We start from the raw sequence: 26,801 nt of genomic DNA on the forward strand, positions 1-26,801 counted from the left end.
GGGTCGATACGGCCATGATCGGCCCGGTGGCTGACCACGGTGCGATCAAGCTGCGCCTTGAGGGCGTCGCGGAATCCGCCCCATGGCGGCGGGATCGAGCCGGCCAGTTCGTCCAGCCCGTTTTCAACATTGGCCTTGGCGATATCGGCGATGCGTTTGACCATGCTTTGATCGGTTGCGCCGATCACGGCGGCGTCGATCATGTGGTGACGATGATCCTGACGGTTCTTGGCCTTTGACGTGCCGCGATGGGCGTCCGGCAGCAGGCTGTTCAGCTCCCAATGACGGCGCAGCAATTCCGTCAGCTTGCCCGCGACAACCCAGATCGGGCGGCGGCCTTCATGCAGGGCATCGGCATACAGGCTTTCCAGATATTCCCGCGCCAGCCGCGACAGATATTGCGTATCAACCAAGGCGCGGGCGGTGAAATCGCGCGTGCCTTCGAATTTTTCCATGGCATCCGGCTGAAAGCGCCAGCGTTTGCCATCGGGCAGGTTTTTCAGATTGGCCTCGATGATCGACCATTTCGATGTGCCGCCCCACGCCTCCCACGGGGTTTGGTTGCGTTTGTCGCGGTTTGCGGATTTCAGGCAGATGGTGCGATTGTTAAAGCTGTCGTCCAGCGTGCGGGAATAGGGCAGGATGTGGTCGATGTCGCAACTGCCGTCGAACAGCATCGCCGCCGAAATCATCGTGCCGGTATATGGGCAGCAGCGTTTCAGCGCATCGGCCGACGATTCTTCCCAGACCCGCAAAATGGCGCGATTGCGGCCGTTATCTTCGACCTTTAATTCCTCGATCAGCTTTTGACTGCGCGATTCGGCGGCCTTTTGGTTTTTCGTGTTTTTCTGCGCCAGTTCGCGTTTTTGATCCTCGCTCATCTTCAGATTGCGGGCCAGCTCCAGCACGATCTGATAGGGGCGGCCATAGATGTCGATGATCCGGTTCACCAGCCGCCGGATTTGGCCCAGGCCGATATGCACCGTCGGGTTGGTGATCCGGCCAAAGCGGGTGACATCGTCATCGCTTTCTTCGCCCGTGCCGGGCAGGACGTGACGGTCAAGGATTTGCCCGTAATAGGGCAGCCGGTCCAGCACCTCGCCGGTGGCAAGATGCGAATGGTTCCAGCCGCAAAATTCGACGGCCTCGTTATAGGTGGCGACCTCTTGATCCGCCGTGCCGCCAATCAGCGCGGCAAGAATGCGGCGGGTGGCGGTTTCGCCAAGGCGCCCGAAGCCTTCGGGCAAGGGGGCGTCGGCGATCGCGCGGGCGCGTTCCCGGTCAAAGCCGGTGCGGTCCACCAGCCAGTTCACCAGCTTTTCGCCGTCCTGTTCGTCGCGCAGGTGCTGGATGATCTCCCATTGCTGATCGGGGTTCAGGGTGGACCAGCCGGGACCATAGCGGTCAGGATGGGCAAGGCTCATCCGAACCGGATCGCAGGCAATCGCATCGCGCATCGCCGTTTCCAGAGAGAAGCTTTCATCCGGGCGCAGCTTGATCACCTTTTTCAGCGCAACCAGCGTCAGCTTGTTCGCTCCGGGGCTTTTGGCAGGGGCCTTGCCGTTCAGCGCGGTGATGATCTTGTCGCGCTCCTCGCGGGTCAGGCGGCGCTTGGGCTGACCGGGCGCGGTGACGCGCAGCATGTTCACGGTCTCATACATCGTTCGCTGTTGGGTCAGCGGATGGGCCTTTGGCAAGCGGCGTTCAGGCAGGAACAGGCACCGCCCGATGGCGGGGGCTTTCAGTGGGCGCTGATAAAAGATCGTCTCGAAAATCTGGTCGCGCAGCTCCTCGGTCAGTTCAGGGTGATGCGGGGCCTGCGCCTGCCAGATCTTGTGGAACTCTTCCTCCAGATGGCGGCGGTCGGGATAGAAATCGTAACCCGGCGTTTCTTTACCATCCTCGCCGGTCATATGCGGGTTGATGCGCGTGCGGACCGAGGGCACCGCGCGGGCGTCATCCGCACTGGCACGGCGTTTGTGCAGGAACTCGCCATAGCTGCGCGCGCCCGCCGCCATCATGGCCTGATCCAGCCGGGCCGAGCCATCCGCAATCAACCCGCCTTCGTTGCTGCCCTTGTCCGTGCGGCGGTTCGATTTAAACCCGCGCCGCTGGTTCAAATGGAACAGGGCGCGGCCCAGATGCGTCAGGGGCAGCGCCTGATCCAGCCCGGAGGCCCGCAGCGCATAGGGATCAAGCGCGGTCAGCGCCGCCGCTTCATCGGGATTTTGCGGCATCAGTCCGGCTTCAGCCATGCGCTTCATCAGCATGGTCCGGCGGCGCAGATAACGATCACGCCGCCGCCGCATAGCGCGGGCCGTGCGCCGCCCGACGGCCAGCGACTGCCCGGTCTTGGCTTCGCGCCCATCGCCAGAAATCCGCACGCCGCCGTCGATAATGCGCGCGGGGCGGCCGTTGACGATCTCGTAGAGGATCCACCCGATGGATGAGGTGCCGACGTCAAGGGCAAGGCGTGTGAGCATGGTCGTGTCCTTATTCTTGCGATGGTGGTGGCAGGTTAGCGTGGGGTTGGGGTAAATCGATTTGTTTGGGCGTGTTAATTAAATATCATTGAGGAAATTTTATTTGCGTGTGCGTGGTGGCCTTGGCAAGCTTAATTGTTCGTATTTCCTTGGCGGACTGATCCCAGCATGTTCGTGGGGGCTGGCACATGACACGCGGTTGCTGGTAAGTGGAGACAGGCTAAAGTGCGCAACTGAACGAAAATCTCAATGCCTTCCGAGACTTTTTCAGACCCGGCAGTATCATTGAGTTCCCGCTGGACCGCGTTTCATGACGGCGAATATTGTGCTTGACTATGTGGCCAAGCTGCTGGTAAGGCAAAAAATATTCAGAAATCGTTGGTCGAGTGGCTAACAAGCTCGACAGAGCACCACATTAAAACACGGGCTACGGCCCGTGTTTTCATTTGTGTGCGGATCAGCGTTCTAAGCCAAGCCGGTCTCGTTCGAACGCGCGCGACCCCACCGGCCCTACTCCCGAATTGAAACACCTCGCCCGCGATGCTAAGCCTGCCTGCGTCGCATAACCAAGACGGGGGCAGCAGCATGAACCTTGACCGCGGGCCGCGTGTTCCTGCCGATCCTCGGCTGTCGGTTGTGGTGATGTCGGTGGATTGCGACCCGAACGCGCTGCTGGCGGTTCAGTCGATCCCCGGCGGGTTTGAGAAAATTCTGGTCAATACCGGGCAGGGCAGCTTTCGCGGCGCGGTCGGTCTGGATGACGTGATTCTGGTCGAAGATGATCGCAAAGCCTTGCCCGGCCGCACCCGCAATCTGGGGATTGCGCAGGCAAGCGCGCCGATCATTGCCTTTCTGGCGGCCGATTGTGTCATGCCGGCGGCGGCCTATGACCGGCGGATGGTGGCGCATCGGGACGGCTATGATCTGGTGTCGTCCACGCTGCGGCCTTATGGCGATTCGTTGGCGTCCTGGGCGTCGTATCTTTATCTGCACAAAAGCCGGATGCCCGAATTTCAGAAACCGGGCAGTTCGCTGTTCGGCGTGTCCTATCGCCGCGATGTATTCGACCGGCTGGGCCTGTTCCGCGAAGATATGCGCATCGCCGAAGATACCGAATTCAACGCGCGCTGCACCGGGTTGCGGTCGTTGCTGGCGCGCGATGTGGTGACCTATCATCGTTACCCCGAAACGCTGCGCGAAGCCTGTCGCGATGTGGCGCGGCGCGCAGTGATTGAAATGCGGTCACGGCAGCGCAGCGGGCTGCGTCAGGCGCGGGGTGAGGCTCTGAAATCGCTGAAGCTGTCTCTGGGGATAATGCTGTCGCCCAAGGCCCCGATGCGCGCACGGATGGCGGCGTTTTTGGTGCCGGTGCTGGGCATGGCCGCGATGATGGCGGCGCTGATCGCGCGCAACGCATAAAGCGCCCCTAACGGTCGCTGCGTCGGTATTTATGCGGAATAAATACAATGGTGAGCCCGACAGGATTCGAACCTGTGACCCACTGATTAAAAGTCAGTTGCTCTACCAACTGAGCTACGGGCCCACTCTGTGAGGGGGGTGTTTAGGGATATGTGCCGGGGGGGTCAAGCGCAAAAAACAGGTTTTTGCGCCTCTGGTGAAAAAAAACCGGGCGCATTATATCGGGGGCATGGAAAACACCGCCCCCCTTTCGCTCAGCTTTATGAAAATGCACGGGCTTGGCAATGATTTTGTCGTCCTTGATTCACGTCACCGCGATGCGGTGGTGACGCCGGACCTGGCGCGCGCCATGGGCGACCGGCATCGCGGCGTGGGCTTTGACCAACTGGCCGAAATTCGCGCCAGCGACCGCGCCACGATTGCGCTGGATTTCTGGAACAGCGACGGATCGCGGGCGGGGGCCTGTGGCAACGCGACCCGCTGCGTGGGCGATTTTATCCTGTGTGATCTGGGGCTTGGCGATATGACCATCGAAACGCAACGCGGCATTTTGCAGGTGCGGCGTGACGGGGATCTGGTCGCGGTGAATATGGGCGCGCCGATTCTGGACTGGCAGGGGGTGCCGCTGGCGCAGCCCGTGGACCCCGCGCATCTGCCGATTGCGGGCGATCCGGTGGCGGTCGGCATGGGCAACCCGCATTGCGTGTTTTTCGTGCCGGATGCCGACGCCGTGGACCTGCCGCGCGACGGGGCGGCGCATGAACATCACCCTTTGTTCCCCGAATCAACCAATGTGGAATATGCCAGCCTGACTGCGCCGGACCGGCTGCGGATGCGGGTCTGGGAACGCGGTGCGGGGATCACGCAGGCCTGCGGGTCGGGCGCCTGCGCGGCGGCGGTTGCGGCGCATCGGCGCGGGTTGACGGGGCGGCGGGTTGCGGTCGATCTGGACGGCGGGCGGCTGGACATTGACTGGCGCGATGACGGCGTGTGGATGACCGGCCCGGTCGCCTATGTGTTCAACGGGGTGTGGCTGTGAAACCGCCGGTGTTTTCAACGCTGGGCTGCCGCCTGAACGCCTACGAAACCGAGGCGATGCGCGAAATGGCGCAGGCGGCGGGCTTGGATGGCGCGGTCGTCGTGAACACCTGCGCGGTGACGGCCGAGGCGGTGCGCAAAGCCCGTCAGGAAATCCGCCGTCTTGCGCGCGAAAACCCCGGCGCGGCGGTGATCGTGACCGGCTGCGCGGCGCAGACCGAACCCGAAACATTCGCCGCCATGCCCGAGGTGACCCGCGTCATCGGCAACCACGAAAAGATGCAGCCCGAAACCTGGGCCGCGATGGGGCCGGATTTTATCGGAGACACCGAACGGGTGCAGGTCAACGACATCATGTCGGTGCAGGAAACGGCGGGGCATCTGATCGACGGGTTCGGGCGGCACCGCGCCTATGTTCAGGTGCAGAATGGCTGCGATCACCGTTGCACATTCTGCATCATCCCCTTTGGTCGTGGCAATTCGCGCAGCGTCCCGGCGGGCGTTGTCGTGGAACAAATCAAACGTCTGGTCGGGCGCGGCTTTCACGAAGTCGTCCTGACCGGGGTTGACCTTACGTCATGGGGCGCGGATTTGCCGGGCGAACCGCGTCTGGGCGATCTGGTCATGCGGATTTTGCGGCTGGTTCCCGATCTGCCGCGCCTGCGCATCAGCAGCATCGACAGCATCGAGGCTGACGACAACCTGATGCTGGCCATTGCGACCGAACCCCGCCTGATGCCGCATCTGCATCTGTCGCTGCAATCGGGCGATGACATGATCCTGAAACGGATGAAGCGCCGCCACCTGCGCGATGACGCGATCCGGTTCTGCAACGACGCGCGGCGGCTGCGCCCGGATATGGTCTTTGGCGCTGATATTATTGCCGGATTTCCGACGGAAACGGATGCGATGTTCGAAAACTCGGTCCGGTTGGTGGATGATTGCGGGCTGACCTTTTTGCATGTGTTTCCGTTCAGCGCGCGTCAGGGAACGCCCGCGGCGCGGATGCCGCGCGTGCCGGGCGCGGCGATCAAGGACCGCGCCGCGCGTCTGCGGGCGGCGGGGGATCGCGCGCTGCGCCGCCATCTGGACGCGCAGATCGGCGCCTCGCATCGCATCCTGACCGAAGGCCCACGTCTGGGCCGGACCGAACAATTCACCGAGGTCGCCTTTGACCGCGACATGCCCGAAGGTGCGTTGATGACGTTGACCATTTCGGGACATGATGGGGCGCGGCTGACGGTCTAACGGGGGTTTTCCCGGCGCGGGTTTCGTGAAACGCTGCCCCGATCCGCGAAAGGAGTCCTGATGACATTGCTGTTCACCCATCCCAGTGCCTCGGATCACGTCACCCCGGGCGGCCACCCCGAACAGGTCGCGCGTTACCGGGCGGTGATAGAGGCGCTGGCCGATCTGCCCCTGACCCGGCGTGATGCGCCGCTGGCCGATGACGCGCAGGTGCTGCGCTGTCACCCGGCGGATTATCTGGCGCGCATCCGGGCGGCGGTTCCGGCGCAGGGTCTGGCGATGCTGGACGCCGACACGCATCTGTCGCCGGGCAGTTTGACCGCCGCGCTGCATGGCGTCGGCGGGGCTTGCGCGGCGGTCGATGCGGTGCTGTCGGGGGATGCGCGCACAGCCTTTGTCGCCATGCGCCCGCCGGGGCATCACGCCGAAACCGATACGGCGATGGGGTTTTGTCTGTTCGGCAACACCGCGATTGCGGCGAAATATGCGCTGGATCATCACGGGCTGGAACGGGTCGCGGTGCTGGATTTCGACGTGCATCACGGCAACGGCACGCAGGATCTGCTGTGGACCGAATCGCGGGTGTTTTTCGCATCCACCCATCAGATGCCGCTGTATCCGGGCAGCGGAGCGACGGATGAACGCGGCGCACATGGGCAGATCGTGAACTGGCCTCTGCGCCCCGGATCGGATGGCGGTGATGCGTGGGCGGCGTGGTCCGCGATCCTGACCCGGTGCCGCGAATTTTCGCCGCAACTGGTCATCATTTCCGCCGGTTTTGATGCGCATACCGATGATCCGCTGGCCGAACTGAACTGGACCGACGGCGATTTTGCCGCAATCACCCGCGCAATCTGCGAAATGGCGGCGCAGTGCGGTGCGCCGGTGGTATCCTGTCTGGAAGGTGGCTATGATCTGGCAGCTTTGGGCCGGTCTTGCCGCGCCCATGTTCAGGAATTGATAGGGGCCGACCGTGACCGCGATTGAAAGCATGTCCTTTGAGGACGCGATGAAGGAATTGGAATCCACCGTGGCCAAGCTGGAAACCGGCCAAGCCACGCTGGAGGAATCCATTGCGCTGTATGAACGCGGCGCGGCCCTGCGCGCGCATTGCGAAAAACGCCTGCGCGCCGCCGAAGAACGCGTCGAAAAAATCACGCTGGCCGCGAATGGCCAACCCACCGGCACGGAACCCGCCGGGGGGCTGTGATGGACGACCGGCTGGAACAGGTCAAAACGCAGGTGCAAGTCGCGTTGGATCAGGTGCTGGACACCTATCCGGCGGGCGATTTACGCGATGCGATGCGGTATGCGGTGACGGGCGGCAAACGTCTGCGCGCGTTTCTGGTGATGGAATCGGCGCGGCTGCACGGGATCCGCGATGCCGCCGCCCTGCCGGTCGCGGCGGCGGTCGAGGCGCTGCACGCCTATTCGCTGGTCCATGACGATCTGCCCGCGATGGATAACGACGATCTGCGCCGGGGCCAGCCCACGGTTCATATCCGCTGGTCCGAGGCGACCGCGATTCTGGCCGGTGACGCGCTGCAATCGCTGGCGTTTCAGATGCTGGCTGATCCGGTGATCGGCGATGCCGATGCGCGGCTGCGGCTGATTTCGGCCTTTGGCGATGCGGTGGGCGCGCGCGGCATGGTCTGGGGGCAGGCGCTTGATATTGCGGCCGAAACCGCCGCTACGCCGCTGACGCTGGACGCGATCACCGAATTGCAGGGCGGCAAAACCGGCGCGCTGATCCGCTTTGCTGCGGTCGTTGGGCCTCTGATCGCGGGCGATGATCCGACCCTGCTGGACCGTTACGCCGATGCGCTGGGGCTGGCCTTTCAGATTGCCGACGACATTCTGGACGTGACCGGGGATGAGGCCGTGACCGGCAAGCGCGTGGGCAAAGATGGCGCGGCGGGCAAGGCGACCTTCGTGTCGCTGCTGGGGCTGAATGGCGCGCGCGATGCGGCGCAGGCGCAGGTTCAGGCCGGTATTGCCGCGCTGCACCCCTATGGCGAGGCCGCCGACAACTTGCGCGTGTTGGCCCGTTTCGTTATCGACCGCGACACCTGACGCGAAAGGCCGCCCGTTATGACCGACCGCCCCCATACTCCGATGCTGGACCGAGTGCATCTGCCTGCGGATTTGAAATCCATGACCGACCGCGAATTGCGGCAGGTCGCGGATGAATTGCGCACGGAAACCATCAGCGCGGTCAGCGTGACCGGCGGGCATCTGGGCGCGGGTCTGGGCGTGGTGGAACTGACCGTCGCGCTGCACGCGGTGTTTGACACGCCGCGCGACAAAATCATCTGGGATGTCGGGCATCAATGTTACCCGCATAAAATCCTGACCGGGCGGCGCGACCGTATCCGCACGCTGCGCACCGGCGGGGGCTTGGCCGGGTTTACCAAACGCAGCGAAAGCGATTTTGACCCGTTCGGGGCGGGCCATTCCAGCACATCCATTTCGGCCGGGCTGGGCTTTGCCGTGGCGCGCGATCTGGGCGGCGATCCGGGCGATGCGATCGCCGTGATCGGTGATGGTTCGATGAGCGCGGGCATGGCGTTCGAGGCGCTGAACAATGCCGGTCATCTGGGAACGCGCATGTTCGTGATCCTGAACGACAACGAAATGTCGATTGCGCCGCCGGTGGGGGCGATGTCGTCCTATCTGACGCGTTTGTATGCGGGCAACCCGTTCCAGGATCTGAAGGCCGCGGCCAAGGGCGCCGTTGGCCTGTTGCCCGAACCCCTGCAAGAAGGCGCGCGCCGCGCGAAAGAAATGCTGAAAGGCATGACCGTTGGCGGCACCCTGTTCGAAGAATTGGGCTTTTCCTATGTCGGGCCGGTCGATGGGCATGATCTGGATCAGCTTTTGCCGCTGCTCCGCATGGTCAAGGCGCGGGCGACCGGCCCGGTTCTGATCCACGCGGTGACGAAAAAGGGCAAAGGTTACGCCCCCGCCGAAAACGCCGCCGACCGGGGCCATGCGACCGCGACATTCGACGTTGTGTCGGGCAAGCAGGCTAAGGCGCCGTCGAACGCGCCCAGCTATACCAACGTCTTCGCGCAGGCGCTGATGGATCAGGCCGCGCGCGATGACCGGATTGTCGGGATCACGGCGGCGATGCCCGACGGCACGGGGCTGGCGAAATTCGCGCAGACCTATCCCCGGCGGTGCTTCGATGTGGGGATCGCGGAACAACATGCGGTGACCTTCAGCGCGGGTCTGGCGGCGGGCGGGATGAAGCCGTTCTGCGCCATTTATTCCACCTTTTTGCAGCGCGGCTATGATCAGGTTGTGCATGATGTGGCGGTGCAGGGCCTGCCGGTGCGGTTTGCCATCGACCGCGCGGGACTGGTGGGCCAAGACGGGCCGACCCATGCCGGGGCCTATGACATCGCGTTTCTGGCAAATCTGCCCGGCATGGTCGTGATGGCCGCCGCGGATGAGGCCGAACTGGTCCATATGGTTGCAACCGCCGCTGCCTATGACGCTGGCCCGATTGCGTTTCGTTTCCCGCGCGGCGAAGGCACGGGCGTTGATCTGCCCGAACGCGGTCAGGTGCTGGAAATCGGGCGCGGGCGCATTGTCGCGCCGGGGCAGGGGGTGGCGATTTTGTCCTTTGGCACGCGGCTGGGGCAGGTCATGGCCGCGCGCGAATCGCTGATGACGCAGGGGATTACGCCGACCGTGGCCGATGCCCGTTTCGCCAAACCGCTGGACCGCGACCTGATCCTGAAGCTGGCCGCCGAACACGACGCCCTGATCACGATCGAGGAAGGCGCCGTCGGCGGTTTCGGCAGCCATGTGGCGCAATTGTTGGCGGATGAGGGCGTTTTTGACCGGGGCCTGCGGTTCCGGTCGATGGTCTTGCCCGACGAATTTGTCGATCACGACGCGCCTTATGCGATGTATGATCATTCCGGACTGAACGCCGCCCAGATCGAGGCAAAAGTGCGCCAAGTTCTTGGCACCCCTGACTAAAGGCCGCGTTTCATGCGTGAAATCCACAGCGGCGACCCCCATTATATCACGCGCAGCGGCTGGCTGCGGGCGGCGGTTTTGGGGGCCAATGACGGCATCGTGTCGATCAGTTCGCTGATCGTAGGGGTGGCTGCGGCTGAGCCGTCGCATAATGCGGTGATGCTGGCCGGTCTGGCCGGGCTGACCGCTGGGGCGATGTCGATGGCGGCGGGGGAATATGTCTCGGTCAGTTCGCAATCGGATACCGAACGCGCCGATATGCTGCGCGAACAGGCGGCCCTGCGTGATACTCCGGATCAGGAATTGCACGAACTGGCCCTGATTTATCAGGATCGTGGCCTGTCGCCGGAAACCGCGATGCAGGTGGCGCAGGAACTGACCGCGCATGACGCGCTGGGCGCGCATATGCGGGACGAACTGGGCCTGTCCGAGGTTCACGCCGCCAACCCCCTGCAAGCGGCCTTGGCCTCGGGCGCGACCTTTACCGTGGCGGGCGCGATGCCGTTGATCGCGGCGTATCTGGCCCCGGCGGGCGCGATTATCCCCGTGGTTCTGGTCGCCACGCTGATGGCCTTGGTTGTGCTGGGCGCGGCGGGCGCGCGGACCGGAGGCGCACCGATGGCACGCGCGATTGGCCGCGTCGTGATCTGGGGCGCGTTTGCGATGGGGGTCACCGCCCTGATCGGGCGGCTGTTTGGTGTGGCGGTCGGCTGATCCGTCATTGATAACTGCGCACCAATGCCGCCGCGATCATCGCCCAGCCGTCCACGGCCACGAAAAAGGCCAGCTTGAACGGCAGCGACACCACAACCGGCGGCACCATCATCATGCCCATCGACATCAGCACCGCTGACACGACCAGATCAATGATCAAAAACGGCAGCGCGATCAGAAAGCCAATTTCAAACGCGCGCTGAATTTCGGACAGCATAAAGGCCGGAACCAGCACCGACAGCCGATCCGGCGCGCCATCCGTTCCGGGCGCAATATCGCCCATCGTGGCCAGCGTGCCGGGATCGGTGCGCGCCATCATAAAGGACTGAAACGGGACGATGCCGCGTTCAAACGCCTCGGCGATGCCAATGGTGCCGGCTTGCAGAGGCGCACCGGCCACGTCCCACGCGTCGCGCAGAACCGGGTCCATGATGAACCAGGTCAGGAAAATCGCGAGGCTGACGATCAGCATATTCGGAGGGGCCTGTTGCAGGCCAATCGCCTGACGCAGAATCGACAGCACCGTCACGATGAACGGAAAGGCCGTGACCATAATCGCAATCGCCGGGGCCAGCGACAGCGCGGTCATCGCCACCATCAGCAGCACCGCGTTTTCGCCCAAACCGCCCGCCAGATCGGGCAGACCTTGCGCAAACGCAGCCTGCGGCAGCAGCGCGGCCAGCAGGATCAGCCGTTTCACGCCGCACCCGCCTGACCGATGATGCGCACGCACAGACGATCATCGCCCGACCCGTCGCCGGTCAATTCGCCCCGGGCGATGACTTTGTCGCCGACGCAGATTTCGACGCCGTCTTCGATCGTTTGGTCCAGAACCAGCACGTCATCGGCCCGCAGCGCGGATAATTGCGCGACGGTCTGGCGGGTGCGGCCAAGGCGGATGGTGACTTCGACCTGAATGTGGTCGGTGTTAATCAGGTGGTTCAGGTTGTCCATTCTGGTCATGCTCCGGTCATTTCGGCGATCAGCGCGCGGATGTTGGCGGCTGTCTGTTCGGGGGAAAATTCGATGCGTCCGGCACCCATGGTCAGGGTGACGGCGGTGTGGTCGCTGTCGGTGACGGTCACGCCGTCCATGCCCGACTGGGCCAGACAGCGATCCACCAACCCACGCAGCGCGGGCGGACAGGCGATGTCCGCTGTCAGGGGGCGCGCGCGTCCGGCCAGATGATGCAGTTCATCCAGCAGGGTTTTTTCCAGTCGCGCGGCCTCGGCTGATGGGGTCAGCGCGTCCAGAATCTGCGTCAGGACCGGGGCGAGCGCCGCCACAGCCTCGCGCCGCAGATCGGCGCGGCGCGCTTCGTCATCGCGCAGCGTGTCGCGCAGGCTGGTGATGGCGGCGGTCAGGTCACGAAACTGCGCGTCATCAGCGCGGGCCAGCCCCTGCGCCAGCCCGTCCGCATGGGCCTGATCCACGGCGTCACGGCTGAACATTTGTTCCACCGGCGCGCGGGTTTCCGCGAAGGATTCCAGTTTCAGCACGGCAAGGGTCACTGCGCTTTCTCCTTATTATCAATCCAGCCCGACAGGATTTTCACGCTTTCGTCGTGGCGTTCGCGCATCAGGTTGCGCAGGCGCGCGACCGGATCGGCGGATGGCAGCGACAGCGTTTCCGGGCGCGGCTGGTCGGGCGAGATGTCACGCACATCGGCAGGCGGCGGCGTGTCGGCGGTTTCGATCACCCCCGGAGTCATGGCGGGCGTCAGCGCGGGCGGCGTGCTGTCATCCAGTTCGGGCGCGGCTGCGGGGTCACGGCCACGCAGCACCGGGCGCAGAATGGCGAACAACACCAGCAACGCAAACAGCCCGATCAGCGCAATCCGCGTCAGTGCGTTCAGATCCAACCGATCCATCAGGCCCGGCGCGGCCAGCGTGCCAGCTCCGCCCATATCGGCAAAGGGCAGCGATTTCACGGTCAGCAGATCGCCGCGCCCCTGATCCAAGCCAACGGCCGACGCAACCAGTTCGCGCAGCACCTCCAGCTCCGAATCGGGGCGGGGGACCAGCACTGTCTGGCCATCCGCGCCGGTTTGCGGCACGCCGTTGACCAGAACCGCGACGGTCAGGCGGCGGGTGGACCCCGGCTGGCGCTGAATTTCGCGGGTCAGGCGGCTGACTTCGTAATTGGTTTGCTGGCGATTTTCGGACCGCGCGCTTTGGGTGCTGTCACCGGCCTGCGCCGCCGTATCGGGCAGGTTCGACGCCGCCGTCACCGCGCCAGAGCCGGTGGAATTGCTTTCGTCCTGCGTTTCCTCGGTCACTTGGGAAATCAGGGCGCGCTGTTCGGGATCGAATCGCTGTTCGGTCAGCAATTCGGTTTCGGTCACCAGTTCCAGATTCAGTTCAACAATCGCGTTCCCGATGCCGACATGCGGTTCCAGAATCCGTTCGACATTGCGCTTCATCTCGGCGGCGCGGTCGGCGCCGGTGCTGTCTTCGGACGCGGACACAATCCCGCGCGCCGAATCAATCACCGTCACCGCGTCGGGTTGCAGCCCCGGAACGCCCGATGAAATCAGATAACGCAGCGCGGCGGCCTGTTCGCGGGTCAGCGCCGCGCCAGACGTGGTTAACGTGACCGAGGCGCTGCCCCCCGAATCGCGGCGATAACCGCGCCCGGTTTCCACGGCCAGATGCACCCGCGCTGTCTGCACATTCGGCAGCGCCAGAATGGTGCGGGCCAGTTCGCCTTCTTTCGCGCGCCAATAGGCGGCGTCGAACATTTGCGCGGTCGTGCCAAAGCCCGACATGCCATCCAGCAATTCGTAACCACTGCTGCCTTGCGCGGGCAACCCTTGGGCCGCCATTTCCATGCGCAGCCGGTCGCGTTGATCGGCGGCAACCCAGATCGAATCACCGCGAACCTCATATTTTACCCCGCTGCGTTCGATGCCGGCGATCACCTCGCCCGCCTGTGCAGCGTCCAGACCGCCATAGATCATGGCCATCTGGGTACGGCTGGCCATCCAGCCAAACCCAATAATCATTAGGAAACTGGCCAGAAATGCCCCCGCAAGGATCATTTTCTGCTGCGAGCTTCGCTCATTCCAATAGTCCTGCATTTTTTGCAAAACTGCCCCCTTCGAATCGGCGCTTTATTTTCGTCACCCCCTTCATTGCACGCCGCCTATTAAGAATTGGTTAGTGCGAAGCTGTTATTTCCGTCTTGTCACGACGGAGAATCACCATGAGCCAAGCGGCAGTCGCCACCGAAGATAAGGCGCCAAAGAAAAAAGGAATGCTGGTCGCGCTGTTGGGCGCGCTGGTTTTGGGGGGCGGGGGGTTCGCCTCGACCTATATGGGGATGTGGTCGCCGGGGGCGTTGATGACGCCCGCGCCGGCGGCAGCATCCCTGCCGGATGTCGCCTTTATCGACATTCCGGTGATTGAACTGGCCGTGCCGGGGCCGCGTGCGCGCACGCTGATTCTGGCCGCGTCGATTGAAACCGACGCCACGCATCGCGCCGCCATCGACCATCTGATGCCGCGCCTGTTGGACGCGTTCACCACGTTTTTGTCTGATGTGGACCCCGCCGCCTATGAACGGCGCGGTGTCTTGGAAATCATCCGCGCCGAATTACTGAACCGCGCGCGTCTGGTGTTGGGCAACGACGCCGCCCACAACCTGTTGATTACGGAGTTTCGCTTCAAATGACCCTTGAATCTGTTTTGCAAATCGCCCTGCTGGCGGCGTCTGTGGGTTTGGCCGTGTTTTGCCTGTCGCTGTCGCGGCGGTTGCGGAAACTGAACGATCTGGAAACGGGCCTGGGCGGCGCAATCGCCGTCATGGCGGCCGAGGTGGACCGACTGGAACAGGCCATCCGCACCGCGCGGGACGAAGCCACGACCGCCAGCGAATCGCTGTCATCGGAAATCGAACGCGCGCGCAAAGAACGCGCGTTGTGGGAACTGCGTCAGCGCATCAACAATGCTGCCGCCCCCGCGCCCGAACCCGCAGCCCCCGCCGCCGCGCGCCGCCTGCGCAAACGCGAGGTGTCGCATGTCTAAATCCGCGCTGTCCATTCTGACGCTGGCCTTTGGCCTGCCCGCCGCCGCCGCGCTGTGGCAAGGGCAGGATATGGCCCGCTTTTTCGCAGCCGAGGCCGAGCCGACCACCCTGTTGCAGGGCTGCGGCGACGTCCCCGAGGCCGTCGCTTTGGCCGAAGAACTCCGCGACCGCGCCCTGCGGATTGAACGCTATATGGTGGCGATGGACGATAAAAAGGCCGAATTGGCCACGTCGCAGGCCAGTTTGCGCGAATATCTGGCGCAATTGCGCGCCATTCGCGACAGCCAGCACCGCGCGACCAGCGGCGAATCCGAAGCCGTGCGCAGCGATATTGAAAAGCTGGTCGCCGTTTACGACCGCATGAAACCGGCCGAGGCAGCGGCGGTTCTGACGAACCTTCCCGCTGATTTCGCCGCTGAAATTCTGATGCGGGTGCAGCCGGAAAACGGCGCGCGCATCATTGCCAATGTCGAACCGCGTCAGGCGGCATTGCTGACCGCACAAATGGGCGCGCGCAGCGTCCGCAACCCATAAGGAGCCGCAGATGTTCGGTTTTGTCGGTATTATCGTGACGATGGTGATGGTCTTTGGTGGCTATCTGCTGGCGGGCGGTAAGATGGGGGTGATCCTTGCATCGCTGCCGTTTGAAATGATGATGATTATGGGGGCCGCGATTGGCGCCTATGTGCTGGCCAATGATGGTCACACGCTCAAGGCGACGGTCGGCGGGCTGGTCCGCGCGTTCAAGGGGCCGAAATGGACCGCGCAGGATCATCAGGATGTGCTGTGCCTGCTGTTTCAGTTGCTGAAAATCGCGCGCGACAACCCCGTCGCACTGGAAGGACATATCGAAAACCCCGCCGAATCGCCGGTGTTCAGCGCCTATCCCCGGCTGGTGGCGGATCATAACATCGTGTCGCTGATCGCCGACACCATGCGGTCGGCCAGCCTGAATTACGACGACCCCTATCAGGTCGAAGACATGCTGAACCGCCGCATCGCCACCCTGCGCGAAGAGGAAATGCACGTCCCCCACGCCTTGCAAAACATGGCCGACGCGCTGCCCGCGCTGGGCATCGTTGCCGCCGTTCTGGGTGTGATCAAAACCATGAGCTCGATTGACCAACCGCCTGAAATTCTGGGGAAAATGATCGGTGGGGCCTTGGTTGGCACGTTTTTGGGCGTGTTCTTGTCCTATGGCTTTGTGGCGCCTTTGGCGAACCGTCTGGGCGGCGTCGTTAAGCAGGATTTGGGGTTTTACGACGTGATCAAATCCGTGCTGATCGCCGGGATGCACCAACACGCCACGAATCTGTGCGTCGAGGTGGGTCGCCAGACCACGCCCGAACATTTTCGCCCCAGCTTTGACGTGCTGGAAACCGCGCTGCGCGATCTGAAAAAGGCCGCATGATGGGACCGGAACTGGTTCTGATGGCGGCCTTGGCGGGGGAACCGGACCCGCTGACCGCGTTCACCAATGACGCAACCGAATGGCTGCTGGCGGGGGAATCGCTGCCGCGCGATTACCGCCTGCGCCTGCTGGCGATGGACCCGGCGGACCGGATTCAGGCCATTGTTTTCCTTCGTCGCGCGGGTCTGTTGACGGACCGGGCGTGGCCTCTTGACGATCTGCTGCGCGATACGCCAGCCCCCACGGAGAACCGTGAAAAATGACCCCAATCGGCGCCGTTCAGGCCAAATCATCGCGTTTTCTGGACGCGCCCATTCTGATCACCGGCGGGCTGGTGCTGGTCGTTGTGTCCATGGTCATCCCCCTGCCGCCGGGGATGCTGGATTTCGGCATTGCTTTGTCGATCGCCACGGCCACGCTGGTGCTGGTCATGGCGTCGCTGGTGGATAAACCCACGGATTTTCAGGCGTTTCCGGTGCTGCTGCTGGTTACGCTGGTGATCCGGCTGTCGCTGAATGTGTCATCCACCCGCCTGATCCTGACCGAAGGCCATAACGGCAAAGACGCCGCCGGGCAGGTGATTAACGGCTTTGCCGATTTTGTCGCGGGCGGGTCGCTGTTGATCGGTCTGACGGTCTTTGCGGTGATTTCGGTGGTGAACTTTATGGTCATCACCAAAGGCTCGGGGCGCATGGCCGAGGTGGCCGCTCGTTTCGCGCTGGATTCGCTGCCCGGCAAACAGCTGGCCATCGACGGCGACCTGAACGCCGGCGCCATCGACCACCAAGAGGCCAAACGCCGCCGCGCGCAGGAACAGCGCGAGATCAGCTTTTTCGGGTCGCTGGATGGCGCGTCGAAATTCGTCAAAGGCGATGCGATTGCGGGCATTGTGATCACATTCATCAACCTGATCGTCGGGCTGACGGTCGGGATTATGGTGCATGGAATGCCGGTCGGGCAGGCGATGGCGACCTATTCGCATCTGACGATTGGCGACGGGCTGGTGACGCAAATTCCCGCTCTGATCACGTCGATGGCGGCGGCGCTGCTGCTGTCGCGCGGCGGGGCGACGGATACCACGTCGAAGCTGTTGTCGAACGAACTGACGCGCAGCTGGCAACCGGCGGCGGTGGTGGCGGCCACGCTGGCGGTGATTTCCTTTGTGCCGGGGATGCCGCGCCTGCTGTTTCTGATGATGGCGGCAGGGCTGGCGGCTGCGGCGTGGTTTATTGCGCAAAAACGCGCGCGCTATGATGCGGCGCTGCCCGATCTGCCGGCGGATGACGCGGAACCGGCCCCGGCGGCGCGGATTGGCGATGTGCTGGACACTGACGAATTGTCGGTCGAACTCGGCCCCGATCTGGTGCTGCCTGCGCTGGATCAGGCGCGCGGTTTGGGCAGCCGGATCAACAACTTGCGCATCCATATCGCGCGAACCTATGGCCTGATCTTGCCTGATGTGCGCATCACCGACACCGACGATCTGCTGCCCGGCGATTATCAGATCCGGGTGCAGGGGGTGCTGCGCGGGCGTGGCACGCTGCGTCCGGCGCAGATTCTGGCCTTGGGCGGCGATGACACGCTGCGCAGCCTGCCGGGTGATGCCGTGAAGGAACCCGTTTACGGCAGCCCCGCGCGCTGGATCCCGCCCTCGCAACAGGATGAGGCCGCGACGCTGGGTGCCACCGTCGTTTCCCCGATGGAGGTTCTGTCCACCCATCTGATGGAGGTCGTGAAAACCAACCTGCCCGCCCTGCTGACCATGGGCGCGATGCAGCGCCAGTTGGACGAATTGAAAAACCTGTCGGATGGTGCGCGTGCCGAACGCTATCGCAAATATTTCGACAGCGTGATCCCGGATAAGGTGACGCCGGAACTGCTGCTGGCGATCCTGCGCGCGTTGCTGGAGGAACGGATTTCCATTCGCAACCTGCCTCTGATCGTTGATGCCATCAGCGAATTCCGCCACATCGAATCGGTGGAAACGGTGTATGAACTGGTGCGCAAACGCCTGCGCGGCCAGATCACGCAGCAGTTTTCCGATGACGGCCGCATCGCCGCGCTGCAACTGCATCCGGGATGGGAGGCCGAATTTGTCCGTGCCGATGCCGAAACCGGGCGCGCGGGGGGCGGCGCGCTGACGCCCGCCATGTCGCGCAAACTGGTAGAGGCCACGCGCAAGGCGCTGACCCTGACCGACCCGGCCGAACGCATGGTCGTGATCGCCCCCGACCACCGCCGCCGCATGGTCCGCGCGGTGCTGGGGTCCAATGGCATCGCGCTGCCCGTTCTGGGGCTAGAGGAAGTCGACCCCGCCGCCGATCTGCGCCTGCTTGGCACGGTCGAGGCCGCGTGATGTGGGACGATCTGGCGCAGCTGATGCCGGGGCTGAATTGGGGCGTGGTTCTGGTCTATGTCCGGGTGCAGGCCAGTTTGCTGGTGCTGCCCGGATTTGGCGAACGCGTCATTCCGGGCCGGGTCAAGGTCGCGCTGGCGATGGCAATTGCGCCGCTGTTGGCGGTTCACGCGCCTGCGCCGGTGCATGGCACGGGCTATCTGGCGCAGATCGCGGGTGAAATGCTGATCGGGTTCATGATCGGCGGGCTGCTGCGTCTCTTGGCTCTGGCGATTGATATTGCCACGACCGCGATTGCGACCACGGCGTCGCTGTCGCAGGTGGTGGGGGTGCAGAACGAATCCGCCCCTCATCCCATCGGGAACATGCTGCATCTGGGCGGCATCGCGATTCTGATGGCGCTGGGCCTGCCGATCATGGTGGTGCAGATGCTGGCTGACAGTCTGCTGTTATGGCCGCCCGCGTCCTGGCCTGATCCGACTTACGCTGCGTCACAGGGCGCGCGGATGGTGGCGCAGACATTCTGGCTGGCGATGGTGCTGGCCGCGCCGTTCAGTCTGGGCGGGTTTTTGTATCAGGCGCTGCTGGGGCTGATCAGCCGGGTGATGCCCGCGCTGCCGGTGGTGTTTATCGGCTCACCCGCGGCGATTTTTCTGGCGCTGTCGGGGCTGGCTTTGCTGGCGCCGATGCTGGTCGGTCTCTGGGTCGACGCCGTGCTGTCATTTACCCTGCCGAGGCCATCATGAGCGAGGATAAAGACGACAAACAGTTCGAGGCGTCGGAACAAAAGCTGCGCCGCGCGCGGGAAAAGGGCGACATCCCCCGATCCACCGAACTGAACGTCGTGATGATGTATCTGGGCGCGTGGCTGGCGCTGATGGTGGGGGCGGGCTTTGCGGTGAAACAATGGCTGTCGATGGCCGGGCGCGCGCTGGGGGCCGGGGGGTGGCAACCCGGCGGGACCGGCGTCTTGGCCGCGTCGCTGGGCCAATATGCGGCGGTGGCGGTCGTGGTGCTGATGCTGGTGCCGGGGGTGGCGATCCTGCTGGGGCTGGTCGGGCAACGCGCGCTGATCTTTTCCCCGCAAAAGCTGGCGCCGGATTTTAACCGCTTGAATCCGTTCAAAAACGCGAAACAGAAATTTGGCACGCAGGGGCTGGTGCAATTCGCGATCAATACCGGCAAGGCCAGCTTTGTCTGCATCGGCGGCTGGCTGATGTTTCGCAGCTTTACCGACCGGCTGGCGGCCAGTGCGATGACGGATGGCGCGTGGATCACCGGTTTGTCGGTGCTGATGGGGCAGGTTCTGGCCATGGGAATCGGCATTTCCATCCTGTTCACCGTCCCCGATATGGCGTGGAAATGGTTCGATCACCGCCGCAAAAACCGCATGTCGCGCAAAGAAATGCAGGACGAACACAAAGATTCCGAAGGCGATCCGCATATGAAGGCCGCGCGCCGCCAAAAGGCCGTCGATCTGGCGATGAAGCAGATGCTGAACGACGTGGCCGACGCGGATGTGATCATCGTGAACCCCACGCATTACGCCGTCGCGCTGAAATGGCAACGCGGCAGCGGGCGCGCGCCGGTCTGCGTGGCCAAGGGCGTGGACGACATCGCCGCGCGCATCCGTGAACGGGCGAACAAACATGACGTGCCGATCTGGTCGGACCCGCCCTGTGCGCGTGCGATCTTTGCCACGGTCAAAATTGGTGATGAAATTCAACGGGATCATTTCGGCCCGGTCGCGGCGGCGATCCGGTTTGCCGAACAGATGCGGGCAAAGGCGCGGAACGGATGGTAAAGGCAAAGGATCTGGCCGCTTTGGAACGCATTGCGCGGATCAAGGCGGATATAGAGCTGAAAAAGCTGGCGAATTTCAGCCAATATGTGAACGCCGCGCGTGCGCGCGTGGCCGAAACGCAGGCGGCGATGACGCAAAGCTATGCCAGTGCTGCGCCGCTGACGGTGGCCGATGCGCGCACGGCGAACGCGCAGGCGGGGCGGGCGGCGCGCGAACTGGCGCGCGCGCAGCAGGATCTGGCGCAGATGATGCCGAAATACGACGCCGCGCGAAAACAGGCCGCGCGCGAATTTGGCCGGGCCGAGGCGCTGCGCCGTCTGACCCAGAACCGCCATTAGACAGCGCGCCCGCAAGGTGATAAAGAACGTCGATCATTTGACGAGGGATGACATGCTGCTGACCGATCCGACGACCCAAGCGACGCGCAAAATCTGGACCGCGGCCGAGGCGCGCGCTCTGTTCGATCAGCCCTTTATGGATCTGTTGTTTCAGGCGCAGACCGTCCACCGTCAGAACTTTGACCCCAACCGCGTGCAGATGAGCCGGCTTTTGTCGATCAAAACCGGCGGTTGCCCCGAAGATTGCACTTATTGCAGCCAGTCGGCGCGCTATGATTCCGGGCTGTCGGCGTCGAAATTGCTGGAAGTTCAGCGTGTTATCGCCGAGGCGCGTCGCGCCCGTGATGCCGGGGCCACCCGTTACTGCATGGGCGCCGCGTGGCGCAGCCCCAAAGAACGCGACATGCCGCAGATCATTGCCATGGTCGAAGGGGTCAAGGCTTTGGGCATGGAAACCTGCATGACGCTGGGGATGCTGGACGGCGATCAGGCCCGCCAGTTGAAAGATGCGGGGCTGGATTATTACAACCACAACATCGACACATCGGAATCGCATTACGGAAATGTGATCACAACGCGCAGCTTTGCCGACCGTCTGGAAACGCTGGAAAATGTCCGCAAATCGGGGATCAAGGTGTGTTCGGGCGGGATTTTGGGCTTGGGTGAGGGCAATCAGGATCGCGTCGATATGCTGGTCACGCTGGCCAATCTGCCTGAGCCGCCCGACAGCGTGCCGATCAACATGCTGATCCCGGTCGAAGGCACGCCTCTGGCCGACGCAGCACCGGTTGATCCGATTGATTTCGTTCGCACAATCGCCGTCGCGCGCATCATGATGCCCGCCAGCCATGTGCGCCTGTCCGCCGGTCGCACGGGCATGAGCGATGAGATGCAGGCGATGTGTTTCTTTGCCGGCGCGAATTCGATCTTTGTCGGCGACACGCTGTTGACCAAGGATAATCCGGGCGAAGATCAGGATATGCGGTTGTTTGCGAAACTGGGCCTGTCGCCGATGGCGGTGCATGAACATATGCCCGACCCGAACGAAGCGCGCCGCGAGGCCGCCCGTGCCGCTGACCCCGCCATTCCGGTTTTGCGCTGACAGGCCGGGGGTTTCACCCCCGGACCCCCAGGATATTTTCGCACAGAAGAAAGGCCGGGCGTGGACAGGCTGACGCGGTATCGTGACGATCTGGCAGATTTGGCGGGGCAGTCGCGGTTGCGGGTTTTGGCGCCGCGCGCGGGGATTGATTTTGCGTCGAATGATTATCTGGGGCTGGCGGGATCGGATCGTCTGGCCCGCGCCGCCCGTGCCGCGATTGATGCGGGCGTTCCGGTGGGGGCAGCCGGGTCGCGTCTGCTGCGCGGCAATACCGATGCCCAAGCCTGTTTTGAAGATGAGGCCGCGCGGTATTTCGGGGCGGGGGCTGCGTTGGGCTTTGGCGGGGGGTATGTTGCGAATTTCGCGGTGTTAACCACGCTGCCGCAGCGGGGCGATTTGCTGCTGATGGATGAGTTATCCCATGCCAGCACGCATGAAGGCGCGCGGGCGGGCCGGGCCGAGGTGGCCGGGTTTCGTCATGGCGATGTTGGCCACGCGGCGGATGTGATCACAAAATGGCGGGCGGGGGGCGCGACCGGGGCGGTTTGGATCGCGGTTGAGAGTCTGTATAGCATGGATGGCGACCGTGCGCCTTTGGCTGAACTGGCGCAACTGGCGGATGATCATGGGTTTTTGTTGGTGGACGAAGCCCATGCCACCGGCGTTTACGGTCCCGGCGGGCGCGGTCTGGCGCATGATCTGGAGGGGCGCGACAATGTGATCACGTTGCACACTCTGGGCAAAGCTTTGGGCGGGTCGGGCGCGTTGATCTGTGGTGCGCGGGTGTTGATTGATGTTCTGATCAACCGCTGCCGTCCGTTTATCTTTGCCACGGCACCTTCGCCTTTGATGGCGGAAATCGGGCGGGAATCGCTGCGGATGCTGGCGGATGAGCCGTGGCGTCAGGCCGAATTGCAGGGGCATATTGCGGCGTTTAACGCGCGTTTGGCGCAGCATGTGCCGCATGTTCCGGTCAGCGGCAGCCAGATTGTGCCGCTGATTGTGGGTGGAAATGCGGAAACGATGGCGCTGGCTGCGGCGGTGCAGGCGCGTGGATTTGACGTGCGCGGCATCCGTCCGCCGACAGTGCCGGATGGCACATCGCGGTTGCGGGTGTCGCTGACGCTGAATGTCTGCCGCGAACAGGTGGAGTCTCTGGCGGAAACCTTGGGGGAATTGTGGCCCGATTTGTGATCACAGGCACCGGCACCGATATTGGCAAGACGGTGTTCGCCGCAGGTCTCTGCGGGCTGATGGGGGCGGATTATTGGAAACCCGTGCAATCCGGCCAGCCCAGTGACGCGGATCAGGTTGCCGCGCTGTCCGGGGCGCGGGTGCATCCCGGCGCGTATCACCTGATCCAGCCGTTATCGCCGCATCGCGCGGCGGAACTGGACGGCGTGACCATTGATCCCGCGCGTTTGATCCCGCCTGACAGTCCCATCGTGATCGAAGGGGCGGGCGGCGTTCTGGTCCCTCTGACCCGCCAAAAATTGTTCGCCGATCTGTTCGCCGATTGGGGCATCCCGGTGATCGTGGTGGCGCGCACCGGGCTGGGGACGATCAGCCACAGCCTGACCGCATTGGAATCGCTGCGCGCGCGGGGGGTGCCGGTGCATGGCGTCGCGTTCATTGGCGACGACAACCCCGACAACATCGCCACCATCGGGCAGCTGGGCCGCGTCCGCATTTTGGGCCGGCTGCCGATGCTGCCCACGCTGAGCCGCGCGACCCTGACCGCCGCCATGGCCACCCATTTCAACCCGCAGGATTTCGCATGAGCGCCGTCTGGCATCCGTTTTTTCAGCACGCGACCGAACCCGCGCCGTGGCGCGTGACCGGGACCGAAGGCGCGTATATTCAGACCGAAAACGGGCCGCTGCTGGACGGGATTTCCAGCTGGTGGGTGGTCACGCATGGGCATCGTCCGCCGGAAATCGTGCAGGCGATCACCGACACCGCCGCGCGCATGGATCAGGTGATTTTCGCCGGTCTGACCCACCCCCCGGCCGAAGAACTGGCCGATGCGCTGATCCAGATGGCGCCGCGCGGGCTGTCTCGGGTCTTTTTCAGCGACAGCGGGTCAACGGCGGTCGAGGTCGCGCTGAAGATGGCGCTGGGCTATTGGCGGCATACCGGCGACGGGCGGCATCGCATCGCGGTGATGCAGGACAGTTACCACGGCGACACCATCGGCACCATGAGCATGGGCGAACGTGGCGTGTTCAACGCCGCCTATGACCCGCTGATGTTTTCGGTGGACACGCTGCCCTTTCCGGTGGGGGATGGGCAGGCGACGTTGGACGCGTTCGAAAAGCTGGCCGCGACGGGGCAGATGGCGGCGCTGATTTTGGAACCCTTGGTGCTGGGCGCGGGGGGGATGCGGATCTATGCGCCGCAGGTGCTGGCCGGGTTGCGCGCCATCTGTGATCGCCATGATGTGTTGCTGATCGCGGATGAAGTTATGACCGGATGGGGGCGCACCGGGCGGTTATGGGCCTGTGATCACGCCGGGATTGCGCCGGATATTTTATGCACGTCCAAGGGCTTAACCGGCGGCGTCGTGCCTCTGGCGGCGACGCTGGCCAGCGACCGCATTTTCGACGCGCATTATTCCACCGACCGGCGGCGGACGTTTTTCCATTCGTCATCCTATACCGCGAACCCGATTGCCTGCGCGGCGGCTTTGGCGCAAATCCGGCTGTGGCAGGCGCGCCCGATGGCGGATGTGCTGGCCAATGTGGCCGCGATGCAGGCCGAACGTCTGGCGCATTTGGCCCGCGATGCGCGGTTCGAACAGGCCCGCCAATGCGGCACGATTGCGGCGATTGATCTGCGCGTCGATCAGGCCGGTTATCTGGCCGAGGCTGGCCCCCGGATGCGCGCGCATTTCATGGCGCAGGGGGTGTTGCTGCGTCCGTTGGGGAACACGGTTTACATCCTGCCGCCTTATTGCGTGACAGGGGATGATCTGGACCGGGCCTATGGCGCGATTGCGTCGTTTTCGGGGTAAAGGTCAACCCAAACCAGCCGCCGATGCGATGCCGCCGCGACCGCCGGGGCCAGCGGATCATCGGGGGCGGGCCACACCACGCCGCTGTCGGTGACGCGCGCGCCGCGGGATGGCAGGATGTAATCCAGCCGCAGATTGCCCGGCGCGCGGGCATATTCCGCCGTGTCCTGCGCCGGATCGCCGCGATGCCCGACATTCGGGCCGTCCTGCACGGGTTGCCACGCGCCGCGCGGGGCGGGGTCTTGGGTCACGGATAACAGCGCGGTCAGGGCGGCGGGGTCTCCGTCGCCATCAACGGGGTCGAGGTTCAGGTTCCCCACCACGGCAAAGGGCGCGTCGGGCAGATGCGCCAGCCAGAAGGTGATTTCGTCGTGATTGCGGGGGATGTTGCGCGGTTCAAATGCGGGCGGAGTGGCCGACAGCACCAGCAGATGCAGCGGCCCGTTCGGGGTCAGCACCGGCACATCCCAATGCGCGGTCGTGGACAGGCGCTGAATATCGGCTCCGGGCATATCGTCGGGGATGCGGCTGCCCGGCATGTCGCGCCACAGCATCGCGCTGTAATCCGTGACCGGACCCAAGGGCAGGCGCGACAGAACCGCCATCCCCGCCTGACCGCGAAACCGCCCGTAACCTTGGGCGTCGCGCGCGCGGCCCAGACGCCCGTCTCTGTCCATATCGCGCCCGGTCGGCACGCCGGTATTCGGCGGTCCGGCGAATCGGTGCGGCATGTCGTGGCCCTGCGCGGCCAGCACGTCGCCAAACGCCGCCAAGGCGCGCCCGTCATAATCCCAGTCAAACCCGGTCAGCACAATCACATCCGGCGCAACCGCCGCAATGACGGTCGCCGCCGCGGTGACCTGCGCGTCACCCCGCGCAATGTCGCGCAACAAAAGCCCCGGCCCGTCGCGCATCAATCCGGGGTTCCATGTCGCCACGCGAACGGGGTCAGCCGCCGCCGGTCCCGCCAGCAGCAGCGCAACAAAAAAGGGACGCCAAAGCGCCCCTTTCGTGATTTTTGCCTGAAAAATCAAGCTTTTTTGCGGCGGCGCAGAGCGGCAAAGCCACCCAGACCAGCAACCAGCAGCGCAGCCGAAGCCGGCAGCGGGACCGGGGCCACATCCGCGATTTCGATGAACTGCGCGGTCAGCGACACGCGGGTTTGCAGTTCTTCGGCGGTCCAGATGGTCGGGATGCCGTCGGCGTCCAGATCAAAGCCAAAGTGGTCGATGTCGAACACAAAGGTTTTGCCGCCGATTTCAAAGGTTTCCGACACGTCGGCATTGTGGATCGCCTGCATGCGGTCGGCACAGCCATTGATGTTGATGCCCTGACGGTTCGGTTCGCCATTGTCGCAGATGCGCGAATTGTTGCGCGTTTCCAGCAGCGTAAAGTCATACGCATTCGTCACGGTGCGCAGTTCGCCGTCGATGCGCACATCAAAGCTGAGGTTCAGGCGCGCGGCCGACACCGGCGTGCCAACGGTGAAAAAGTTGTGATGCGTCAGCGAGCCAAGCTCGGCGACGGTGCCAGCGGTCATGGCTTTGTTGGAAACGCCCGCAAAGGACAGGCCGCTTTTCGGGGTGGCGGTTTGCACGCCCCAGAAGATTTCGTTGGTGTTACGACCGGTCACAGCGGTGCCGCCGCCAACAATATTGGTCCACGCACCGGTGACATTTTCGACAACAACGGTGGCTGCGGATGCGCCAGCCGTTGCACCCAGCAGGGCAACCAAGGCGCCTGCGATTGCATTTTTAGTGCTCATGAACATCTCCATCATGAAACATGTACCGCAGGCATCCGCACCACACAGACCTCTGCTGATCGGGGGATGCCAGCAATCCCACATCTATTCAAGA

At 63.7% G+C, this 26,801-nt stretch carries 28 protein-coding genes and 1 tRNA gene; 21 read left to right on the forward strand and 8 right to left on the reverse strand.

Going from position 1 to position 26,801, the window contains the following annotated elements; all coding sequences use genetic code 11:
- The coding region (gene cas9, locus Q4G20_RS10630; RefSeq protein WP_303343425.1) for a type II CRISPR RNA-guided endonuclease Cas9 at positions 1-2,483 on the reverse strand (2,483 nt) is incomplete at its 3' end.
- A 585-nt stretch (positions 2,484-3,068) separates the two neighbouring features.
- Here cas9 and Q4G20_RS10635 point away from each other — a divergent pair.
- Entirely contained in the window at positions 3,069-3,902 is an 834-nt protein-coding gene (locus tag Q4G20_RS10635) for a glycosyltransferase family 2 protein (RefSeq protein ID WP_303343426.1), read from the forward strand.
- A 48-nt stretch (positions 3,903-3,950) separates the two neighbouring features.
- Here the strand turns inward: Q4G20_RS10635 and Q4G20_RS10640 are convergent.
- A tRNA-Lys gene (locus tag Q4G20_RS10640) sits at positions 3,951-4,026 on the reverse strand.
- A gap of 105 nt (positions 4,027-4,131) precedes the next feature.
- Between Q4G20_RS10640 and dapF the strand changes: the two genes are divergently transcribed.
- The 7 genes from dapF to Q4G20_RS10675 are packed head-to-tail and all read left to right on the forward strand — an operon-like array spanning position 4,132 to position 10,892.
- Positions 4,132-4,941, forward strand: a complete 810-nt coding sequence (gene dapF, locus Q4G20_RS10645) for a diaminopimelate epimerase (RefSeq protein WP_303343508.1) — start codon at positions 4,132-4,134, stop codon at positions 4,939-4,941.
- On the forward strand, positions 4,938-6,188 hold the full coding sequence (gene mtaB, locus Q4G20_RS10650; RefSeq protein ID WP_303343427.1) for a tRNA (N(6)-L-threonylcarbamoyladenosine(37)-C(2))-methylthiotransferase MtaB: 1,251 nt from the start codon (positions 4,938-4,940) through the stop codon (positions 6,186-6,188). The genes dapF and mtaB overlap by 4 nt, the downstream gene beginning before the upstream one ends.
- Before the next feature lie 60 nt (positions 6,189-6,248).
- A complete protein-coding gene (locus tag Q4G20_RS10655) occupies positions 6,249-7,175 on the forward strand; it encodes a histone deacetylase family protein (RefSeq protein ID WP_303343428.1) in 927 nt (308 codons plus the stop codon).
- Positions 7,162-7,398, forward strand: a complete 237-nt coding sequence (locus Q4G20_RS10660) for an exodeoxyribonuclease VII small subunit (protein ID WP_303343429.1) — start codon at positions 7,162-7,164, stop codon at positions 7,396-7,398. The genes Q4G20_RS10655 and Q4G20_RS10660 overlap by 14 nt, the downstream gene beginning before the upstream one ends.
- The gene (locus tag Q4G20_RS10665) at positions 7,398-8,261 is read left to right on the forward strand and encodes a polyprenyl synthetase family protein (protein ID WP_303343430.1); all 864 of its coding nucleotides are present in this window, start codon (positions 7,398-7,400) and stop codon (positions 8,259-8,261) included. The genes Q4G20_RS10660 and Q4G20_RS10665 overlap by 1 nt, the downstream gene beginning before the upstream one ends.
- 18 nt (positions 8,262-8,279) lie before the next feature.
- Positions 8,280-10,178, forward strand: coding sequence for a 1-deoxy-D-xylulose-5-phosphate synthase (gene dxs, locus Q4G20_RS10670; protein ID WP_303343431.1), 1,899 nt, complete (start codon positions 8,280-8,282; stop codon positions 10,176-10,178).
- 12 nt (positions 10,179-10,190) lie between these two features.
- The gene (locus tag Q4G20_RS10675; protein WP_303343432.1) at positions 10,191-10,892 is read left to right on the forward strand and encodes a VIT family protein; all 702 of its coding nucleotides are present in this window, start codon (positions 10,191-10,193) and stop codon (positions 10,890-10,892) included.
- 4 nt (positions 10,893-10,896) lie between these two features.
- Here the strand turns inward: Q4G20_RS10675 and fliP are convergent, their stop codons facing one another.
- From fliP to fliF, 4 genes are read right to left on the reverse strand one after another with little or no spacing between them, the layout of a single operon-like run.
- Positions 10,897-11,592 carry a flagellar type III secretion system pore protein FliP gene (gene fliP / locus Q4G20_RS10680; RefSeq protein WP_303343433.1) on the reverse strand — a complete coding sequence of 232 codons (696 nt, stop codon included), beginning with the start codon at positions 11,590-11,592 and terminating at the stop codon, positions 10,897-10,899.
- Complete coding sequence (locus Q4G20_RS10685; RefSeq protein ID WP_303343434.1) at positions 11,589-11,855, reverse strand: FliM/FliN family flagellar motor C-terminal domain-containing protein; 267 nt, start codon at positions 11,853-11,855, stop codon at positions 11,589-11,591. The genes fliP and Q4G20_RS10685 overlap by 4 nt, the downstream gene beginning before the upstream one ends.
- Positions 11,852-12,403, reverse strand: coding sequence for a hypothetical protein (locus Q4G20_RS10690; RefSeq protein ID WP_303343435.1), 552 nt, complete (start codon positions 12,401-12,403; stop codon positions 11,852-11,854). The genes Q4G20_RS10685 and Q4G20_RS10690 overlap by 4 nt, the downstream gene beginning before the upstream one ends.
- Complete coding sequence (fliF, locus tag Q4G20_RS10695; RefSeq protein ID WP_303343436.1) at positions 12,400-13,971, reverse strand: flagellar basal-body MS-ring/collar protein FliF; 1,572 nt, start codon at positions 13,969-13,971, stop codon at positions 12,400-12,402. Before fliF ends, Q4G20_RS10690 begins: the two co-directional genes overlap by 4 nt.
- Positions 13,972-14,096: 125 nt before the next feature.
- Here fliF and Q4G20_RS10700 point away from each other — a divergent pair, with 125 nt between their 5' ends.
- Genes Q4G20_RS10700 through Q4G20_RS10760 form a run of 13 tightly spaced genes read left to right on the forward strand, consistent with a single transcriptional unit; the run spans position 14,097 to position 24,942 of the window.
- Entirely contained in the window at positions 14,097-14,564 is a 468-nt protein-coding gene (locus Q4G20_RS10700) for a flagellar basal body-associated FliL family protein (protein ID WP_303343437.1), read from the forward strand.
- Entirely contained in the window at positions 14,561-14,917 is a 357-nt protein-coding gene (locus Q4G20_RS10705) for a hypothetical protein (RefSeq protein ID WP_303343438.1), read from the forward strand. Before Q4G20_RS10700 ends, Q4G20_RS10705 begins: the two co-directional genes overlap by 4 nt.
- On the forward strand, positions 14,910-15,452 hold the full coding sequence (locus Q4G20_RS10710; RefSeq protein ID WP_303343439.1) for a MotE family protein: 543 nt from the start codon (positions 14,910-14,912) through the stop codon (positions 15,450-15,452). Before Q4G20_RS10705 ends, Q4G20_RS10710 begins: the two co-directional genes overlap by 8 nt.
- Positions 15,453-15,462: 10 nt before the next feature.
- Entirely contained in the window at positions 15,463-16,329 is an 867-nt protein-coding gene (gene motA / locus Q4G20_RS10715) for a flagellar motor stator protein MotA (RefSeq protein WP_303343440.1), read from the forward strand.
- Entirely contained in the window at positions 16,329-16,592 is a 264-nt protein-coding gene (locus Q4G20_RS10720) for a hypothetical protein (protein WP_303343441.1), read from the forward strand. Before motA ends, Q4G20_RS10720 begins: the two co-directional genes overlap by 1 nt.
- Complete coding sequence (locus Q4G20_RS10725; protein ID WP_303343442.1) at positions 16,589-18,685, forward strand: flagellar biosynthesis protein FlhA; 2,097 nt, start codon at positions 16,589-16,591, stop codon at positions 18,683-18,685. The genes Q4G20_RS10720 and Q4G20_RS10725 overlap by 4 nt, the downstream gene beginning before the upstream one ends.
- On the forward strand, positions 18,685-19,431 hold the full coding sequence (locus tag Q4G20_RS10730) for a flagellar biosynthetic protein FliR (protein ID WP_303343443.1): 747 nt from the start codon (positions 18,685-18,687) through the stop codon (positions 19,429-19,431). Before Q4G20_RS10725 ends, Q4G20_RS10730 begins: the two co-directional genes overlap by 1 nt.
- Positions 19,428-20,489 carry a flagellar type III secretion system protein FlhB gene (gene flhB / locus Q4G20_RS10735; RefSeq protein ID WP_303343444.1) on the forward strand — a complete coding sequence of 354 codons (1,062 nt, stop codon included), beginning with the start codon at positions 19,428-19,430 and terminating at the stop codon, positions 20,487-20,489. The genes Q4G20_RS10730 and flhB overlap by 4 nt, the downstream gene beginning before the upstream one ends.
- On the forward strand, positions 20,483-20,827 hold the full coding sequence (locus tag Q4G20_RS10740) for a hypothetical protein (RefSeq protein ID WP_303343445.1): 345 nt from the start codon (positions 20,483-20,485) through the stop codon (positions 20,825-20,827). Before flhB ends, Q4G20_RS10740 begins: the two co-directional genes overlap by 7 nt.
- Before the next feature lie 52 nt (positions 20,828-20,879).
- Positions 20,880-21,929 carry a biotin synthase BioB gene (gene bioB / locus Q4G20_RS10745; protein WP_368660795.1) on the forward strand — a complete coding sequence of 350 codons (1,050 nt, stop codon included), beginning with the start codon at positions 20,880-20,882 and terminating at the stop codon, positions 21,927-21,929.
- Between the two features lie 60 nt (positions 21,930-21,989).
- Entirely contained in the window at positions 21,990-23,123 is a 1,134-nt protein-coding gene (locus Q4G20_RS10750; protein WP_303343446.1) for an 8-amino-7-oxononanoate synthase, read from the forward strand.
- Positions 23,108-23,710, forward strand: coding sequence for a dethiobiotin synthase (bioD, locus tag Q4G20_RS10755; protein ID WP_303343447.1), 603 nt, complete (start codon positions 23,108-23,110; stop codon positions 23,708-23,710). Before Q4G20_RS10750 ends, bioD begins: the two co-directional genes overlap by 16 nt.
- Complete coding sequence (locus Q4G20_RS10760; RefSeq protein ID WP_303343448.1) at positions 23,707-24,942, forward strand: adenosylmethionine--8-amino-7-oxononanoate transaminase; 1,236 nt, start codon at positions 23,707-23,709, stop codon at positions 24,940-24,942. Before bioD ends, Q4G20_RS10760 begins: the two co-directional genes overlap by 4 nt.
- Here Q4G20_RS10760 and Q4G20_RS10765 read toward each other — a convergent pair.
- Entirely contained in the window at positions 24,912-25,976 is a 1,065-nt protein-coding gene (locus Q4G20_RS10765) for an endonuclease/exonuclease/phosphatase family protein (protein ID WP_303343449.1), read from the reverse strand. The two genes, Q4G20_RS10760 and Q4G20_RS10765, sit on opposite strands and share 31 nt — an antisense overlap.
- Positions 25,973-26,707 (reverse strand): THxN family PEP-CTERM protein, encoded by a 735-nt coding sequence (locus Q4G20_RS10770; RefSeq protein WP_303343450.1) that lies wholly within the window; start codon positions 26,705-26,707, stop codon positions 25,973-25,975. The genes Q4G20_RS10765 and Q4G20_RS10770 overlap by 4 nt, the downstream gene beginning before the upstream one ends.
- Positions 26,708-26,801 lie beyond the last annotated feature (94 nt).

It is taken from the genome of Paracoccus sp. (in: a-proteobacteria), assembly GCF_030538495.1.
Lineage (GTDB): Bacteria > Pseudomonadota > Alphaproteobacteria > Rhodobacterales > Rhodobacteraceae > Paracoccus.

Bases quoted from the DNA above. Each gene is read 5' to 3' on its own strand.
- Q4G20_RS10635 (WP_303343426.1), top strand. From the start codon at position 3,069: ATGAACCTTGACCGCGGGCCGCGTGTTCCTGCCGATCCTCGGCTGTCG.
- dapF (WP_303343508.1), top strand. From the start codon at position 4,132: ATGGAAAACACCGCCCCCCTTTCGCTCAGCTTTATGAAAATGCACGGG.
- Q4G20_RS10655 (WP_303343428.1), top strand. From the start codon at position 6,249: ATGACATTGCTGTTCACCCATCCCAGTGCCTCGGATCACGTCACCCCG.
- Q4G20_RS10665 (WP_303343430.1), top strand. From the start codon at position 7,398: ATGGACGACCGGCTGGAACAGGTCAAAACGCAGGTGCAAGTCGCGTTG.
- dxs (WP_303343431.1), top strand. From the start codon at position 8,280: ATGACCGACCGCCCCCATACTCCGATGCTGGACCGAGTGCATCTGCCT.
- Q4G20_RS10675 (WP_303343432.1), top strand. From the start codon at position 10,191: ATGCGTGAAATCCACAGCGGCGACCCCCATTATATCACGCGCAGCGGC.
- Q4G20_RS10685 (WP_303343434.1), bottom strand. From the start codon at position 11,855: ATGACCAGAATGGACAACCTGAACCACCTGATTAACACCGACCACATT.
- fliF (WP_303343436.1), bottom strand. From the start codon at position 13,971: ATGCAGGACTATTGGAATGAGCGAAGCTCGCAGCAGAAAATGATCCTT.
- Q4G20_RS10700 (WP_303343437.1), top strand. From the start codon at position 14,097: ATGAGCCAAGCGGCAGTCGCCACCGAAGATAAGGCGCCAAAGAAAAAA.
- Q4G20_RS10705 (WP_303343438.1), top strand. From the start codon at position 14,561: ATGACCCTTGAATCTGTTTTGCAAATCGCCCTGCTGGCGGCGTCTGTG.
- Q4G20_RS10710 (WP_303343439.1), top strand. From the start codon at position 14,910: ATGTCTAAATCCGCGCTGTCCATTCTGACGCTGGCCTTTGGCCTGCCC.
- motA (WP_303343440.1), top strand. From the start codon at position 15,463: ATGTTCGGTTTTGTCGGTATTATCGTGACGATGGTGATGGTCTTTGGT.
- Q4G20_RS10720 (WP_303343441.1), top strand. From the start codon at position 16,329: ATGGGACCGGAACTGGTTCTGATGGCGGCCTTGGCGGGGGAACCGGAC.
- Q4G20_RS10725 (WP_303343442.1), top strand. From the start codon at position 16,589: ATGACCCCAATCGGCGCCGTTCAGGCCAAATCATCGCGTTTTCTGGAC.
- Q4G20_RS10730 (WP_303343443.1), top strand. From the start codon at position 18,685: ATGTGGGACGATCTGGCGCAGCTGATGCCGGGGCTGAATTGGGGCGTG.
- flhB (WP_303343444.1), top strand. From the start codon at position 19,428: ATGAGCGAGGATAAAGACGACAAACAGTTCGAGGCGTCGGAACAAAAG.
- Q4G20_RS10740 (WP_303343445.1), top strand. From the start codon at position 20,483: ATGGTAAAGGCAAAGGATCTGGCCGCTTTGGAACGCATTGCGCGGATC.
- bioB (WP_368660795.1), top strand. From the start codon at position 20,880: ATGCTGCTGACCGATCCGACGACCCAAGCGACGCGCAAAATCTGGACC.
- Q4G20_RS10760 (WP_303343448.1), top strand. From the start codon at position 23,707: ATGAGCGCCGTCTGGCATCCGTTTTTTCAGCACGCGACCGAACCCGCG.
- Q4G20_RS10770 (WP_303343450.1), bottom strand. From the start codon at position 26,707: ATGAGCACTAAAAATGCAATCGCAGGCGCCTTGGTTGCCCTGCTGGGT.